Raw genomic sequence first — 15,842 nt, forward strand, 5'->3', positions numbered from 1 at the left:
GTTCGGGAAATAGGGCTGTGATGGCTCGGACTCAACGCGCGCGGATCAACGCGACTCCTGCCGTTTGGCCTCGTTCCAGAGCGCGTCCATCTCCTCCAGCGTCGCTTCGGCGGGGGCGCGGCCTTCGGACCGGAGCGCGTCCTCGACAGCGTTGAAACGACGGGTGAACTTCTCGTTGGTGCGGCGCAGCGCCTGTTCAGGGTCGACCCCGAGATGGCGGGCGAGGTTGGCCAGCACGAAGAGCATGTCGCCCATCTCGTCCTCGACCGCGTCGTGGTCGCCGGAGGCCGCGGCGCGGGCGAGTTCCTCGGCCTCTTCGCGGAGCTTGTCGATCACGTCGGTGCTGTGCGACCAGTCGAAGCCGACGCGCGCGGCGCGCTTCTGAAGCTTCAGCGCCCGCAGCAGCGCCGGCAGGCCGAGCGCCACCCCGTCGAGCACCCGCGCCTCACCCTTGGCCGCGCGTTCCGCCGCCTTGACCTTCTCCCAGTCGCGGGTCTGCTGCTCGGCCGACTTGTCGCGGCTCTCGGCGCCGAAGACATGCGGGTGGCGGGCGACCATCTTGTCGCCGATCGTCCGGGCGATCCGGTCGAAGGTGAAGCGGCCCTCCTCGGAGCCCATCTGGGCGAAATAGACCACCTGCAGCAGCAGGTCGCCCAACTCGCCTTCTAGCTCGCCCCATGCCTGTCGGTCGATAGCGTCCGCAACCTCGTAGGCTTCCTCGATCGTGTAGGGTGCGATGGTCTCCCAGCTCTGCTCGATATCCCAGGGGCAGCCGGTCTCCGGATCCCGCAGCCGCGCCATGATCTCGAGCAGGCGGTCCATACCGCCAGCCGGGTCGTGGATCAGAGATTTGGACATGGGCTTCGCTCCCGGCCTGTTCTACTGTCGCGCCGAATTAGGGTGTTTCGGGGAGGCATGTCCATGCCGGTTCTCAATCGTGTCGCCGAGTTCGCCGAGGACATGCAGACCTGGCGGCGCTGGATGCATCGCAACCCCGAACTCGGTTTCGAGCTGCCCAAGACCGCGGCATTCGTTGCCGAACGGCTGCGCGAGATCGGCGTCGACGAGTTGCATGAGGGGATCGCCGGCACGGGCATGGTGGCGCTCGTCCGTGGACAACGTGACGGGCCTGCGATCGGGCTTCGGGCCGACATGGATGCGCTGCCGATCCGCGAGGAAACCGGCGCGGCCCATGCCAGCGAGACAGACGGGCGGATGCATGCCTGCGGCCATGACGGGCACACGGCGATGTTGCTCGGCGCGGCGAAATATCTCGTCGAAACGCGGCGCTTCGCCGGCACGGCGGTGCTGATCTTCCAGCCGGCCGAGGAGCTTGGCGGCGGCGGGCAGGTGATGTGCCGCGAAGGCATCATGGAACGATTCGGAATCGAGCAGGTCTATGCGCTCCACTGCTCGCCGGACCATGAGGCCGGGGTGTTTGCCACGCGGGCCGGGCCGATCATGGCGGCGGTTGACGATTTCGAGATCCGGATCCGCGGGGTCGGTGGTCATGCGGCCTGGCCCGACCGCTGCGCCGACCCGGTCGCCGCGGCGGTGCAGCTGGCCTCGGCACTCGACACGGTACTGGCGCGCAACGTGAACGCCTTCGACAACGTGGTGCTCTCGGTGACCCGGATCGAGGCCGGCAGCACGAGCAACGTGATCCCCGCCGAGGGGCTCCTGGCCGGCACGGTGCGCAGCTTCTCGAAGCAGGCTCAGGCGCTGGTGAAACGACGGATCGGCGAGATCTGCGACGGGATCGCGGCGGCGATGGCAGTCGAGATCGTGCTGGATTACCACGAGGAATATCCCGTGACCGTGAACCATCCTGCCGAGACCGCCTTTGCCGTCGAGGTGGCGCGCGAGGTCGCGGGCGCGACCAACGTGACGTCCGAGCATCCGCCCGAGATGGGCGCGGAGGACTTCTCCTTCATGCTCGAGGCGCGGCCGGGGGCGTATCTGTTCCTGGGGCAGGGGCTCGGGCCGCGCTGTCACCACCCGGCATTCGATTTCAACGATGCGGTTGCGCCTCTCGGCGCAAGCTTCTTCGCGCGGCTGGTGGAGCGGGCATTGCCCTTGCCGTAAGCGGGGACGTTTCGGTCCGCCGGGACCGGATCACTCCGCCGCTTCGGCCGGATCGGTCGGAGACGATCCGTCCCCGTCCGGCGAGGTGCCGGAGTCGCCTTCGCTTGCGGATTTGCGGGACCGCCGACGCCGGGGCGCCTTCTCGGCCGAGTCATCCTCTGCGCTGGGTTCGGACTTGGGCTTGCGGCTGCGCGGTTTGCGCGCACGCGGAGCGTCCTCGGGCTTTTCCGCCGGATCGGCGGCCGGCTCCGCATCGGCGCGCGGCGGGGTGCTGTCGACCAGAAGGTCGGGCTGCGGATCGCCTTGCGGGTCATCGTCGATCAGGTCGGGCTGGCTGTCCCGCGGCGTCACCGTCTGGAACGCTTCGGGCTCGGAGTTCTGCCGCTGCTGCGGCTGGCCGCCATTGTAGCCGTTCCCGTTGCCCGGCCCGTCGTTGCGGTCGCGCTGGCGGTCGCGTTGCTGCTGCTGGTCCTGCTGCTCGCGCCGCGCCTCCTGTTCGCGCTGGGCCTCGCCCAGCATCCGGGTGTAATGCTCGGCGTGCTGCTGGAAGTTCTCAGCCGCGACGCGGTCGTTCCCGAGCGAGGCGTCGCGCGCAAGCTGAACGTATTTCTCGATGATCTGCTGCGGAGTGCCACGTACTTTGCCCTCCGGACCGGAGGAGTCGAAGACCCGATTGACAATGTTGCCCATCGAGCGCTGACGGTTCGACTTCGAACGCGAACGTGACTTGGATGATCTCATTTTCTTGTACTGTCCGCCTTGTTGCGGTTTCGGGACCTGCGCACCACTGCGGAACTTCAATCTCCGCCGGCGGGTCCAATCATTTGTGACTGTCTGCGCGAGGGGCCGAATGGCCATGCACACCGCGCAACACCTGCTTTGCATGGGCCGCGCGTCGTGGCAAGCCCAAAAATCCGGGTTTTCGGCAGCAAGTTGCCGTTCCGGTACGACATTCCGCGCATTCCGGCGCGGATCAGGCTGCTTTCGGCCGGGCGGAGACCACCCGGTCACGTCCATCCATGTCGGTATGGATTCGGATGGCGTCAAGTCCGGCGGCGCGAAAAAGCGCGGCGACGCCCTCCGACTGGCCGGGGCCGACTTCGACCATCACGCAGCCGCCGGGGACGAGATGGGACGGCGCACCGGCCGCGATGCGGCGGTAACAGGCAAGGCCGTCGCCCTCGTCGGTCAGCGCCATGCGCGGCTCCCAGTCGCGCGTCTCGGGGGCGAGGCCGGCGATGTCCGCCGCCGGGATGTAGGGTGGATTGGAGAGGATCAGGTCGAAACGACCGGTGACCGCGTCGAACCAGTCGGACAGAGCGAAGTCGGCGGCGATCCTGAGCTTGCGTGCATTCTCGCGCGCAATGTCGAGAGCCGCGGGCGAGAGGTCGGTGGCCAGCCCGGTGGCGCCGGGGCGTTCGGCAAGCAGCGTAAGCGCGATGCAGCCGCTTCCGGTGCCAAGGTCCAGAAGGCGCGCGAAAGGCTCTTCCAGGGCGGCGGCGATGAGGGTCTCGGTTTCGGGACGGGGGTCGAGCACGTCCGGGGTGACCCGGAAGGTCCGGCCCCAGAAGAGCCGCGTGCCGGTGATCTGGGAAACCGGCTGGCGCGCCTCGCGCGCAATCAGCGCCGCCTCCAGAGCGGCTTCGGCGTCGAATGCGTCCCGCAGATGCAGTGTGAGCCGGTCCGGCGCGAGCCCGGCGGCATACGCGAGCAGGCGTCGGGCGTCGCGTTCCGGCGTCTCGATATCGGCGGCACGCAGCCGCTCGACGGACGCCGCGAGCGCCTCGGCGTAGGTCACGCTCCGAACTCGGCCAGCTTGCGCGCCTGGTCGTCGGCGACGAGCGCGTCGATCACCTCGCCCAGGTCGCCCTGCATGACCTGATCGAGCTTGTAGAGCGTGAGGTTGATGCGGTGGTCGGTCATCCGGCCCTGCGGGAAATTGTAGGTCCGGATACGCTCGGAGCGGTCGCCGGAGCCGACCTGGGCCTTGCGGTCGGCGGCACGGGCGTCGTCGGCGGCCTGCCGCTCCCGGTCGTAGAGCCGGGCGCGCAGCACCTGCATCGCGATCTCGCGGTTGCGGTGCTGGGATTTTTCCGAGGAGGTGACGACGATTCCCGTCGGCAGGTGGGTGATGCGGACCGCGGAATCGGTGGTGTTGACATGCTGGCCGCCGGCGCCCGAGGCTCGCATCGTGTCGATGCGCAGATCCGTGGCAGGAATGTCGATATCGACCTCCTCGGCCTCCGGCAGCACCGCCACGGTCGCGGCGGAGGTGTGGATGCGGCCGCCGGACTCGGTTTCCGGGACGCGCTGCACGCGGTGGACGCCGGATTCGTATTTCAGCCGCGCGAAGACACCTTCGCCCTGAACATGGGCGATCGCCTCCTTGATACCGCCGAGCTCGGTCTCCTGCGCCGCGACCAGTTCGAAGCGCCAGCCTTGCGCCTCGGCGAAGCGCTGATACATCCGCAGAAGGTCACCCGCGAAGAGCGCGGCTTCCTCGCCGCCGGTGCCCGGGCGGATCTCGATCATCGCCGGGCGGGCGTCGGCCGCATCCTTCGGCAGCAGCGCTAGTTGCAATGCCGCCTCGTGCTCCGGCACGCGGGCATGGAGGGCTGTCAGCTCCTCCTCGGCCAGCGCCCGCATCTCCGGGTCTGCCAGCATCGCCTCGGCCTCGGCGATACCTGCCCGACATTGCCGCCAGGCTGCGATTTCGGCCACCACCGGCTTCAGCTCGGAATATTCCCTGGCGAGCCGGGAGATTTCGCCCGCCTGCACGCCGTCGGCCATCTTCGCCTCGAGAAACTCGAAACGCTCGACGATCTCGTTCAATCTGTCCTCGGGAACCATGCCGGGCTGGGTGCCGCAAAGCCGGGCCCTGGTCAAGAGGGACGGAGTGCAGGGGCGTCCGAAACGTAAGACTGCGCTGATCGGTCTGCTCGCCGTCGCGGCGCAGGTCGCGGCCGACCGACAGGACGGGCGGACGACGCTCAGCGATGCTTCCGGGCGTGATCGGCCAGGATCGGCTCGACGCGCTTGAGCGCGGCGAGTATCCGCGCGCGGATCGTCTTCTCGCCCGGCGCCGGAGCGAATGGCCCGGTCATATGAGCCGCGCACAGCGTCTTCGTCTCCGCATTCGCCTCGGCGAGTTCCATTGCCCAGGCGCGGAACTCCTCCGCCGCTCCGGCACGCGGCTCGAGCACGTGCCGGAGCGTCGGGTGGAAGGCGACCCGCGGGCGCATCCCGAACGCGCGCAGCAGTGCGGGCGGGCGAATGAACATTAGCGTGTCGTCGACATGGAGCGTTCGGGAGGCACGGTGCAGCGCCTGCACCGAGGCGAAATGCAACCGGTCGTTTTCGGGAATGAACACGGTGCCGCGCGGCACGAAGAAGTCGAGATCCTCAGCGAAGAGCGCCTGCGTTTCGGGATCCTCGGTCACCCCATCCTGCCAGGGCAGATGCGGGAGTTTTTCGAGGTGCCGGCGGGTGCCGTAGAGTTTCGCAGCCGGAAAATCGCGATGCATCGCCTCGCAGTGAAGCGTGTGGAACGGGTGCAGGTTGAGGATCGCCTCGATGGCCGCGCCGCCGTCGGTCAGCGCGTGGACGGCGCGCTTCTGTGCATCTGTAAGGGTCCAGCTGTCGAGCAGGAGGAAGCCCCCGCCGGCCCGCCGCACAAGCGAGGCCTGGGTGCCGACATCGACGAGTCCGAACGCGCGGAACGTGCCGCGAATGTTCCAGAAGCCGTCGCCGGTTTGCAGAATGTCGGTACTCATGGTCCATCCCCTCCTGGGCTTGAGTGTAGGGCGGCGTCGCTGCCCGTCGTCACGGCAGACGCAGCCGCGGCGCGCGCCCGAGCGGCACCGGGCCGAGCGACATCCGCCCCTCGCGAAGCGTCAGCGGGATGTCGAGCGTGTCCTTCCGCCCGGCCAGCCCGCTGAGCAGGGTGAAGGCCGAGTCGATCGTGTCGATGAAACTGTCCGGAATCGCGCCGGATTGCCGAGCAAGGTCCAGCATCTCCCGCCAGTTGGTCGATTTGACCATGACTTCGCCGCTCGCCGCGCCCTCCGCGTCGACACTCAGGGATCCGGCCAGCCGAAGCTCCAGCGCGCCCCACCGAACCGCGATCTCCCGGATGCGGATCTCGCGCGGCTGCGGCCGTGCCTCCTCAAGCGCTCTCCGATCCCAGGGGCGGTCGAAGGAAATCGCGAGATCGGCTTTCAGCGTCTCGACCTCGCCGGGCAGGATGCCGGCATCGGCCAGTTGCTCCAGCGCCGGCGACCGCGGTTTGAGGCCGATGATCTCGAGGCCGATATCTCGCATCGCGTCCGCGCCCGCCGCAGGGCGGGTGGCGAGGCGAAACTCGCCGACGCGGCTGGTCCAGCCGGAATCCGAGGCAAGCGCGATGTCCTTGAAAACGAGGGTCGCAGCTTCGACCTCCCGCGCCGGACCGGGCCGGAAGGTCACGCTCCCCTTCAGATCCGCGCCGCTGATCGCGATCCTCTGTTGCGGCGTCGCCAGCTCCATCTCGTCCGGCCAGACCAGCACGAGGTGGTTTGGCTCGTAGTTCAGGCCGAGGATCTGGAAGAACGGCATTGTCAGGACCCAGCCGCCGGCCGGGTTGGCCAACACCAACCCGGAGATCGTGCGGTCGATGCGCGTAGGGAAGCCGGCGACGGAAATCCTGTCCCATTCCGCCAGCCAGCCCGCGTCGCGACGCGCCTCCATCCAGCTTTCGAGCCCGGTCTGCGCCCGCCAGGCGCCCCAGCCCCACCAGGCGCTCCAGCCGACCGCGAACAGCGCCACGAGCCACAAAAGGCGGATCGGTCTCAGCATGCTTTGAACGGCCCCTTTCACATCGTGCCGATTTGCGGTTTACCTGTGCGGCGCGCGAGGGACCAGAGATGCTACAGGAAATCGATACCGACCAGCCGCTGTGGGTTTTCGGCTATGGCAGCCTGATCTGGCATCCGGGCTTTCCGGTCGAGGAGCAGGCAGTGGCGCGGCTTACCGGCTATCACAGGGCCTTCTGCATGTCCTCCATCCACCACCGTGGCACCGTCGAGGACCCGGGGCTCGTGCTCGCGCTCGACCGCGCCGAGGGGGCGAGCTGCGATGGCCTGGCCTTCCGCGTGATGCGCGGGGCGGAGGCCGAGACCCTCGACGCCCTGCGTGCCCGAGAGCTGGTGTCTTCGGCCTATGTCGAGGAGCTGGTGCGCCTGCACTTGCGGGACGGGCGCAGTGTCATCGCGCTCGCCTATGTCATTGAGCCCTCGCATGTGCAGTATTGCGGCGGCATGGCGCTGGAGGAACAGGCGCAGATCATCGCCCGCGCAGTCGGCGGGCGCGGACCGAACACCGAGTATCTCTTCAACACAACCGAGCATCTCGCCGAACTTGGCCTGCACGACGCGGATCTCGAATGGCTCTCGGAACGGGTGCGCGCGCTGACAGGCGGTCCTGCGGGCTGAAGCGGAATCCGCAGCGCATTTTGCGTGTCTGCTACAGCCCGACTCACTTTGAAGCGAGTTGAAGATGGCGCATTGGCTTTCGACCGAGGCGCAACTAACGTGCGCCCGAGTTCAACGATGCGCGGAACGCAGCCGAGACATGAGCGACAGGCCAGCCCCGACCCAGTTTTCCCAGCCGGTGCGCCAGATAACCCAGATGTTCATCGTCTGCGCCCTGTTCGCCGCGGGTAGCTGGGTCATCTTTCCATCCGTGAAGCCGGTCTTCTGGTCCAACCTCTGGCTGAACGGCACGATCGCGCTGGTCTTTGTCATAGGCATTCTGGCCTGCTTTGCGCAGGTGGCGCAGCTCTCGGCCTCCGTGCGATGGATCGAGGCCTTCGCCCGCGATCACGAGTCCGCCGCCTCTTCGCCGACACCGCGGCTTCTGGCGCCGCTCGCGGCGCTGCTGCGCTCGCGCGGGGTAAACCGGCAGATCTCCTCGACCTCGGCTACATCGATCCTCGACTCGGTTGCGACCCGAATCGAGGAAGGCCGCGATATCACGCGATACTTGGTCAACCTTCTGATTTTCCTTGGGCTTCTTGGAACCTTCTACGGTCTCGCCACGACCGTGCCGGCGGTGGTCGAGACCATCCGCTCGCTGGCTCCCAAGGAGGGCGAGACCGGTGTGCAGGTCTTCGAGAAGCTGATGGGCGGGCTCGAGGCGCAGCTCGGCGGCATGGGTACGGCCTTCGGGTCCTCGCTGCTCGGCCTCGCCGGCTCGCTGGTCGTGGGGCTTCTGGAGCTCTTTGCCTCTCGCGGCCAGAACCGCTTCTATCGCGAGCTTGAGGAATGGCTCTCGTCGATCACGCGGCTCGGCTTTGCGGGGGGCGACACCGAGATGAGCGGCGAGGCGGGCGCGCTTGTCGCCGTGCTCGACCACATGGCCGAGCAGATGGAAGCGATGCGCGGATCGCAGCACGCATCCGATGCCAGCCGGTCGATGGTCGACGACAAGCTGACCGAGGTCGCCGTGGCAGTGACCGCGCTCACCCGCACTCTTCAGCACGGCGACCGCGTGACCGATGTGCTCGAGCGCATCGCCGAGGGACAGGAGCGCCTCGGCGAGGGGCAGGACAGGATCGAGGGCTGGCAGAAGCGCTTCTCGGAGGGGCAGGACCGCCTTGCCGCGGCGCAGGCACGGGTCGCTGACGGGCAGGACCGGCTTGCCGAGGTCGAGGGTCGGATTGCCGAGGGCCAGGAGCGGGTCGTCGAAGGGCAGGAGCGAATGCTCGAAGGCCAGGCGCGGATGCACGAGACGCAGCAGCAGATCCTGCGCCGGTCTTTCGAGGCTTCCCGGGCCGAGGGTGAGATGTCCGAGACCGGGGGCGATGCGGAATCGCGGATGCGGCTGCGCTCGATCGACGTTCAGCTCCTGCGCATCCTCGAGGAAATGGCCGCGGGCCGGCAGGAGGCCGTGGCCGACCTGCGCGCAGACCTCGCCACGCTGATCCGCGAGCTGCGCCGGTCGCGGCGGCATGCCGGGCAGGACGAGTCCGGACTGGCGATCGGCCCGGACGGCCGGCCGGAGAGCTGAGCGCATGGCCCTTTCGCGCAGGCGTGGCGACAGGTTCTCGGCCTCGATCTGGCCCGGTTTCGTCGACGCGATGACGGCGCTCCTGCTGGTGCTGATGTTCGTACTTTCGATCTTCATGATCGTGCAGTTCATGTTGCGCGAGACGATCACCGGACAGGAAAGCGAACTCGACCTGCTGCACCGGGAGATCTCGCAACTGGCCAATGCGCTCGGGCTGGAGCAGTCGCGCTCGTCGGATCTCGAACGCCAGGTGGACACGCTCGACACGACGTTAGCGGCCGTGCGCGACGAGGCGAGCGAGCAGGCCGACCTGATCGCAGCGCTGACCGCGCAGGTGAGCCAGCAGGAGGATGCGCTTGCCGCGGCGGCGGGTCAGATTTCCGATTTCGAGTCCCAGGTGGCGCGGTTGCTGCTGGAACGGGACCAGGCGCGCAACGAGGCGTCGGATCTCGAAGAGCGTCGGAGCGCGCTGGAGGAGGAGCGCGACGCGCTGAGCGAGGCACGCGATGCGCTGGCCAGCGAACGCGCGGCGCTGGAGACGGCGCTGGCGTCGGCCCGCAGCGAGATGGACAACCAGGCCGAGCAAGCGCGGCTCGCCGCGGCGAAGCGGGAGGCGCTGGAGGCGCTGGTGGCCGATCTGCGGGCCCGCAGTGCTGAAACCGACGCGGCGCTGGCGGCGCAGCAGGCGGCAGCCGATGATCTGCGCGGCAAGCTCGACGAAGAAGAGGCAGCGCGGCTCGCCGAGGTAGCCGCGGCGCAGGCGCTGCGCGAGAAGCTGAAGGGGGCCGAGGACGAACTGACGGCGATGACGCTGGCGCTCGAGGCGCAGCGCAAGAAAGCCGAGGAGACCTTGACGATGCTGGCAGCGGCGCAGTCGGCCGAGGCGGCGCTCGACGAAAAGCTCGCGGCGGCCCTGCTCGAGCGGCTGTCGCTCGAGGAAGACCTGGCGGCGGAGAGCGCAGCGAAGGAGTCCGGCGCGGCGGCGCTGGCCGAGGCGCGCGCGGAGGCGGCGCGCCTGCGTGAGGCGCTGGCATCGGCCGAGGCCGAGCGGGCCCGGCTTGCCGCGTCGCTCGAGGATGCGCGCAGCGGTCAGTCCGAGGGGGCGGCGGCGCTCGGCGCGGCACGGGACGAGATCGCGCGTCTGACCTCGGCGGTCGAGGGGTTGGAGGCCAGGAACGCCTCGCTTTCGGTGGATCTGGCACGGGCCGAAGAAGGCGGCGCGGCGAATGTCGCGGCGCTGGCCGAAGCGCGCGCGCGGGCCGAGAGCCTCGGGGCCGAGCTCGAGGCGGAGCGCGCGACGGTGACGCGTCTGGTCACCGAACGCGACGCGGCGCTCTCCCAGGGCGAGGATGTGGGCCAGCGGCTGGCCGAGGCCGAGCGGACGATCGAAACGCTCTCGGGCGATCTGGCCGATCTGCGCTCCGAAGTGGCGCGGCTCGAGGCCGAGAACCAGAGCCTGCGCGCGGAGACCGGGGACGCGGAGGACATCCGCCGCAAGCTCGCCGCCGCCCTGGCGGCGCGGGTGGCGGCCGAGCAGGAGGCCGCGAAGCAGCTGAGCGAAGCCGAGCAGCGCGCAGCGTTGCTGGCGGCGGCGCAGACGGAGCTGTCGCAGAAACAGGCGGAATCGGCCGAGAGCCAGCGGCGGATGGCGCTGCTGAACGAGAATATCTCCTCGCTCCGGAGCCAGCTTGCCTCGCTCGAGGAGCTTCTGGACGCAGCGGAGGCGCGGGACGCGCAATCCGATGTCGAGATCCAGTCGCTGGGATCGCGCCTCAACACCGCGCTGGCGCAGGTCGCGGCCGAGGAGAAGCGGCGGGCCAAGGCAGAGGCGGCGCGGGCCGAGGCGGAGGCCGAGCGGGCCCGGCTCGAGGAGGCCGAGCGCATCCGGCTCGAGGCAGAGAAGACGCGGCTCGAGGCGGAGGCGAAGGACCTGAAGAACTACCGGTCGGAATTCTTCGGCCGGCTTCGGGAGATCCTCGGCGGGCGCGAAGGCGTGCGGATCGAGGGCGACCGCTTCGTGTTCTCCTCTGAGGTTTTGTTCGAGCCCGGTTCGGCCGAGATCTCCGAGGGTGGGCGCACACAGATCGCCCGCGTCGCCAATACGCTGAAAGAGATCTCGCAGGAAATTCCGCCCGAGATCGACTGGGTAATCCGTGTCGATGGCCACACCGATGACCAGCCCCTTTCGGGTTTCGGGGAATATGCCGACAACTGGGAGCTGAGCCAGGCCCGCGCCCTCTCGGTCGTGCGGTTCATGACTGAAGTGCTCGGCTTCCCGCCCGACCGGCTGGCGGCCAACGGATTCGGCGAGTTCCAACCGGTCAGCCGCGAGGATACCGACGAGGCGAGAGCGCGGAACCGGCGGATCGAGCTGAAACTCACCGAGCGCTGAGGGTCAGGGCAGGACGACGAAGCTCTCGCGTCGGTCGAGGACGGCCACCCCGCGCCGCAGCTCGACACGGGCGCTGTAGCGGCCAGGCGCGAAACCGGTTTCGGGCGCACGCTTGCCCCAGGCGCGGTAGAAGCGCGGGCGATCTTCCTCGAGCCGCAACCGCTGGCTGCCGAGCGAGCCGGAGGGCCCCTCCAGAGTAAGCCGGATCTCGTCGCCCTGCCGGCCGCCAAAGGCGAATCCCCACACAACGAGAGCAGGGACGTGAGCCCCCGGATTGAACTCAGGCAGTCCCTGCTTCACGACGGCGTAGTCCGGGACATGGTCGGCGATCCCGACGCCGAGCAGCCCGGCCGGTCGATAGGGCATCGCCTGCTGCCAGAGTCCGCGTCCGCTGTCCCGACCGCATCCCCGCGAGGAATCCGGGCGAAACGGGTCGACCGCCGCGCTGCCCCGGCGGAGCGCGAAATGCAAGTGCGGGAAGGAGGCCGCTCCACTCATGCCGATCAGGCCGAGAGTTTCGCCGGCCTCGACCATCTGCCCCTTGCGCACCCGGATCGACCCCGCGCGCAGGTGGCAATACTGGCTGCGCCATCCCTGACCGTGGTCGATCGTGACGCCGTTGCCGCATTCCCGGCCGGTGACGTCCGGGGCCGTGGGCAGGCTCGTGTCGATATCGGGCATGCCGTCGCGCAGGCCGCGCACCCGTCCGGGCGCGGCGGCGCGCACGCGGACGCCCGCGGCCATCTGCGCCTCGGTCGCGAGGGCGAAATCGGTTCCGGTGTGGCCCTCGCTGGAGAGCGTGCCGCAGGCATGATCCTCCACCCCTGGGCCGGGCCGGCGGTCGACATTCTGGAGGATGTGGCAGTCCTGCCCGAGCCGGCATTCGACGGGTTGTATCAGCCGGGGCGGTTCGGCAGGCGCCTGACCGGAGAAGGCCAGAAAGAGAAGGGGCGCCAGAAGGCGCCCCGTTTTTCGAGAGACCGTCAAGCGATCAGTCCGCGGTGAGCAGCGGCGGCTTGCGCGACGAGAGCCGCCGCGCGCCGGGTTCCTCGATCTTGAGGTCCAGCGCACCGTCCTTGACGCCCACCTTGACGATGCCGCCCTTGGTGAGCTTCCCGAAGAGCAGCTCCTCCGCGAGCGGCTTCTTGATGTGCTCCTGGATCACCCGGCCGAGCGGGCGGGCGCCCATCTTGTCGTCATAGCCCTTGTCGGCCAGCCATTCGGCCGCCGGTGTGGTGAGCTCGATGGTCACGTTGCGATCCATCAGTTGCGCCTCGAGCTGGAGCACGAACTTCTCGACCACCTGGAGGATCACCTCGCGACCGAGCGGCGCGAAGCTCACCACCGCGTCGAGCCGGTTGCGGAACTCCGGCGTGAAGGTGCGCTCGATGGCCGCAGTGTCCTCGCCCTCGCGCCGGTCGCGACCGAAACCGATGGCGGATTTGGCGAGTTCCGAGGCGCCGGCATTGGAGGTCATGATCAGGATCACGTTCCGGAAATCGACGGAGCGGCCATTGTGATCGGTGAGCGTGCCGTGGTCCATCACCTGAAGCAGGATGTTGAACACATCGGGATGCGCCTTCTCGATCTCGTCGAGCAGCAACACGCAATGCGGATGCTGGTCGACACCATCGGTCAGGAGCCCGCCCTGGTCGAAGCCGACATAGCCCGGGGGCGCGCCGATCAGCCGCGAGACAGCGTGTTTCTCCATGTATTCCGACATGTCGAACCGCAACATCTCCACACCGAGCGTGTCGGCGAGCTGCTTGGCGACCTCCGTCTTGCCGACGCCTGTGGGGCCGGCGAAGAGATAGTTGCCGATCGGCTTCTCGGGCTCGCGCAGGCCGGCGCGTGCCAGCTTGATCGCGGATGCCAGCGACTCGATGGCCGTGTCCTGGCCGAACACCACCCGCTTGAGGCTGGCGTCGAGGTCCCGAAGCACCTCGGCATCGTCCTTGGAGACGTTCTTCGGCGGGATGCGGGCAATCTTGGCCACTACGGCCTCGATCTCCTTGGTGCCGATCGTCTTGCGCCGCTTGCTCTCGGGCACCAGATGCTGCGCCGCGCCGGCCTCGTCGATCACGTCGATCGCCTTGTCGGGCAGTTTCCGGTCGTTCATGTAGCGCGCCGACAGTTCCACCGCCGTCTTGATCGCGTCGGCGGTATACTTGATGTCGTGATGCTCCTCGAAATAGGGCTTGAGGCCTTTGAGGATCTTGATGCTGTCGGAGACCGAGGGCTCGTTGACGTCGATCTTCTGGAACCGTCGGGACAGGGCGCGGTCCTTCTCGAAATGCTGGCGGTATTCCTTGTAGGTCGTGGAGCCCATGCAGCGCAGCTTGCCGCCCTGAAGCGCAGGCTTCAGCAGGTTGGAAGCGTCCATCGCCCCGCCGCTCGTCGCGCCGGCGCCGATCACCGTGTGGATCTCGTCGATGAAGAGCACGGCGTCGGGGTGGTCCTCGAGTTCGGACACCACCGCCTTCAAGCGTTCCTCGAAATCGCCGCGGTAGCGGGTGCCCGCCAGCAGCGCGCCCATGTCGAGCGAGAAGATCGTCGCGCTCGACAGCACTTCCGGCGTCTCGCCGGAGACGATCTTGCGCGCCAGCCCCTCGGCGATGGCGGTCTTACCGACGCCCGGGTCACCCACCAGCAGCGGGTTATTCTTGCGCCGCCGGCAGAGCACCTGGATGCAGCGCTCGACCTCGGCCTCGCGGCCGATCAGCGGGTCGACGTCGCCCTTCTGGGCCTTGGCGTTGAGATCCACGCAATACTTGCCGAGCGCGGATTCCCGGGACTCGCTGGCTTCGGAGCCGGAGCTCTCCTGCTGGCGGCTTTCCTCCTCCATGTCGGCTCCGGTCACCGGCCGGCTCTCGCCGAAGCTCGGGTTCTTGGCGACGCCATGAGCGATGAAGTTTACCGCGTCGTAGCGCGTCATGTCCTGCTCCTGCAGGAAATAGGCGGCATTCGATTCGCGCTCGGCGAAGATCGCCACGAGCACGTTCGCACCCGTCACCTCGGTGCGACCGGAGCTCTGGACGTGGATCGCGGCGCGTTGGATCACGCGCTGGAAGGCCGCGGTGGGGACTGCCTCGGAGCCCTCCACCTCGGTCACCAGCGTGGCGAGATCTTCCTCAATGAACTGGGTCAGCTTGCCACGCAGTGCCTCGAGATCGACGTCGCAAGCCTGCATGACCTTGGCGGCGTCGGGTTCGTCGATCAGCGCTAGGAGGAGGTGCTCCAGCGTCGCGAGTTCGTGGCGTCGCGCGTTGGCGGAACCCAACGCGGCATGAATTGCTTGCTCGAGCGTGTTCGAAAACGATGGCACGGTTCGTGCTCCTTGTCCTGCGGGGCCTGCGGCGGGAGCGCCCGACGTCGAGACTGGCCCGTCTTGCTTAAAGTTTGGTGGGTGTGCGCGCGGCTTCAAGTGTTTTTTTTGGCAGTACTGCCCCGCCGATGCAGGAATGCACAAAAAGTGATCGCCTTTCGGGGGGCGAAGGGCGGGGAGAAGCCAGGGCCGGAAAACCCGCAGATCGTTCGGTGGGCGCGGACTCGTGCGGGATCAGAACGAGTCCTTGCGCCGCCGGATCTCGGCAAATACCTCGGCATCCGGGGCGGCTGCCATCCCGACCGCCGCCTTCACGTCCGGCGCTGTGGCACGCAGGAAGGGGTTGGTGGCCTTTTCCAGTGACAGCGCCGAGGGCACCGTCGGCTCGCCGGCGGCGCGTGCCCGCGCCACATCTTTGATCCGGGCGCGCAGCGCGGCGTTGTCGGGATCGACCGTGACTGCGAAGCGGCCATTTGCGGCCGTGTATTCGTGGCCCGAATAGACCAGCGTGTCTTCGGGAAGCGCGGCGAGCTTGGTGAGCGAGGCCCACATTGTCTCCGCGTCGCCCTCGAACAGCCGGCCGCAACCGAGCGCCATCAGGCTGTCGGCGGTGAAGGCCGCGCCGGGGAAGACGAAGGCGATGTGGCCCATCGTGTGGCCGGAAACGTCGAGGACCTGTCCCTCGACACCGCCGACCGCCACGGTGTCACCCTCCGCCACCGCACGGTCGAGCTTCGGAAGGCGGTGGGCGTCGGCGGCGGCGCCGGTGACCTTCGCGCCGGTTTCCGCCCGGAGTTCCTCGACACCGTCGACATGGTCGTAGTGGTGATGGGTGATCAGGATGTCGCTGAGCGTCCAGCCGCGATCCGCGAGCGCGTCGCGGATCGGTGCGGCATCGGGAACGTCCACCACAGCCGTGGCGCTACTTTCGGCATCATGCAGCAGATAGGCGTAATTGTCGGACAGACAGGGGAGGGTGACGATTTCCAGCGACAT

The 15,842-nt window shown here is 68.2% G+C and carries 13 protein-coding genes; 4 read left to right on the plus strand and 9 right to left on the minus strand.

Translation table 11 applies throughout. The features are described 5' to 3' along the window. Positions 1-45 precede the first annotated feature (45 nt). Positions 46-858, minus strand: a complete 813-nt coding sequence (gene mazG / locus EU800_RS12735) for a nucleoside triphosphate pyrophosphohydrolase (RefSeq protein ID WP_129632885.1) — start codon at positions 856-858, stop codon at positions 46-48. Positions 859-921: 63 nt separating this feature from the next. Between mazG and EU800_RS12740 the strand changes: the two genes are divergently transcribed. Then, the gene (locus EU800_RS12740; protein WP_129632887.1) at positions 922-2,085 is read left to right on the plus strand and encodes a M20 aminoacylase family protein; all 1,164 of its coding nucleotides are present in this window, start codon (positions 922-924) and stop codon (positions 2,083-2,085) included. 30 nt (positions 2,086-2,115) lie between these two features. Here EU800_RS12740 and EU800_RS12745 read toward each other — a convergent pair whose 3' ends face one another. The 5 genes from EU800_RS12745 to EU800_RS12765 form a co-directional block, all read right to left on the minus strand. Next, positions 2,116-2,826 carry a DUF4167 domain-containing protein gene (locus tag EU800_RS12745; protein ID WP_129632892.1) on the minus strand — a complete coding sequence of 237 codons (711 nt, stop codon included), beginning with the start codon at positions 2,824-2,826 and terminating at the stop codon, positions 2,116-2,118. Between the two features lie 232 nt (positions 2,827-3,058). Continuing rightward, entirely contained in the window at positions 3,059-3,883 is an 825-nt protein-coding gene (prmC, locus tag EU800_RS12750; RefSeq protein ID WP_129632895.1) for a peptide chain release factor N(5)-glutamine methyltransferase, read from the minus strand. Further along, positions 3,880-4,935 (minus strand): peptide chain release factor 1, encoded by a 1,056-nt coding sequence (prfA, locus tag EU800_RS12755; RefSeq protein WP_129633065.1) that lies wholly within the window; start codon positions 4,933-4,935, stop codon positions 3,880-3,882. Before prfA ends, prmC begins: the two co-directional genes overlap by 4 nt. A 140-nt stretch (positions 4,936-5,075) precedes the next feature. Next, the gene (locus tag EU800_RS12760) at positions 5,076-5,858 is read right to left on the minus strand and encodes a hypothetical protein (protein ID WP_129632898.1); all 783 of its coding nucleotides are present in this window, start codon (positions 5,856-5,858) and stop codon (positions 5,076-5,078) included. Between the two features lie 49 nt (positions 5,859-5,907). Further along, entirely contained in the window at positions 5,908-6,918 is a 1,011-nt protein-coding gene (locus EU800_RS12765; RefSeq protein WP_129632901.1) for a DUF2125 domain-containing protein, read from the minus strand. Positions 6,919-6,986: 68 nt separating this feature from the next. Here EU800_RS12765 and EU800_RS12770 point away from each other — a divergent pair, with 68 nt between their 5' ends. The 3 genes from EU800_RS12770 (at position 6,987) to EU800_RS12780 (ending at position 11,521) form a co-directional block, all read left to right on the plus strand. Then, positions 6,987-7,553: a gamma-glutamylcyclotransferase gene (locus EU800_RS12770; RefSeq protein ID WP_129632904.1), complete on the plus strand. Its 567-nt coding sequence runs from the start codon at positions 6,987-6,989 to the stop codon at positions 7,551-7,553. Positions 7,554-7,692: 139 nt separating this feature from the next. Further along, positions 7,693-9,129, plus strand: a complete 1,437-nt coding sequence (locus tag EU800_RS27530) for a biopolymer transporter ExbB (protein WP_242500557.1) — start codon at positions 7,693-7,695, stop codon at positions 9,127-9,129. Positions 9,130-9,133: 4 nt separating this feature from the next. Then, a complete protein-coding gene (locus EU800_RS12780) occupies positions 9,134-11,521 on the plus strand; it encodes a peptidoglycan -binding protein (protein ID WP_129632907.1) in 2,388 nt (795 codons plus the stop codon). Between the two features lie 3 nt (positions 11,522-11,524). Here EU800_RS12780 and EU800_RS12785 read toward each other — a convergent pair whose 3' ends face one another. The 3 genes from EU800_RS12785 to gloB form a co-directional block, all read right to left on the minus strand. Then, positions 11,525-12,508 carry a M23 family metallopeptidase gene (locus tag EU800_RS12785; protein ID WP_242500558.1) on the minus strand — a complete coding sequence of 328 codons (984 nt, stop codon included), beginning with the start codon at positions 12,506-12,508 and terminating at the stop codon, positions 11,525-11,527. Positions 12,509-12,512: 4 nt separating this feature from the next. Continuing rightward, entirely contained in the window at positions 12,513-14,846 is a 2,334-nt protein-coding gene (gene clpA / locus EU800_RS12790; protein ID WP_129632910.1) for an ATP-dependent Clp protease ATP-binding subunit ClpA, read from the minus strand. A gap of 234 nt (positions 14,847-15,080) precedes the next feature. Further along, positions 15,081-15,842, minus strand: a complete 762-nt coding sequence (gene gloB, locus EU800_RS12795) for a hydroxyacylglutathione hydrolase (RefSeq protein ID WP_129632913.1) — start codon at positions 15,840-15,842, stop codon at positions 15,081-15,083.

It is taken from the genome of Tropicimonas sp. IMCC6043, from assembly GCF_004146235.1.
In the GTDB taxonomy this organism is placed as follows: Bacteria; Pseudomonadota; Alphaproteobacteria; order Rhodobacterales; family Rhodobacteraceae; genus Tropicimonas.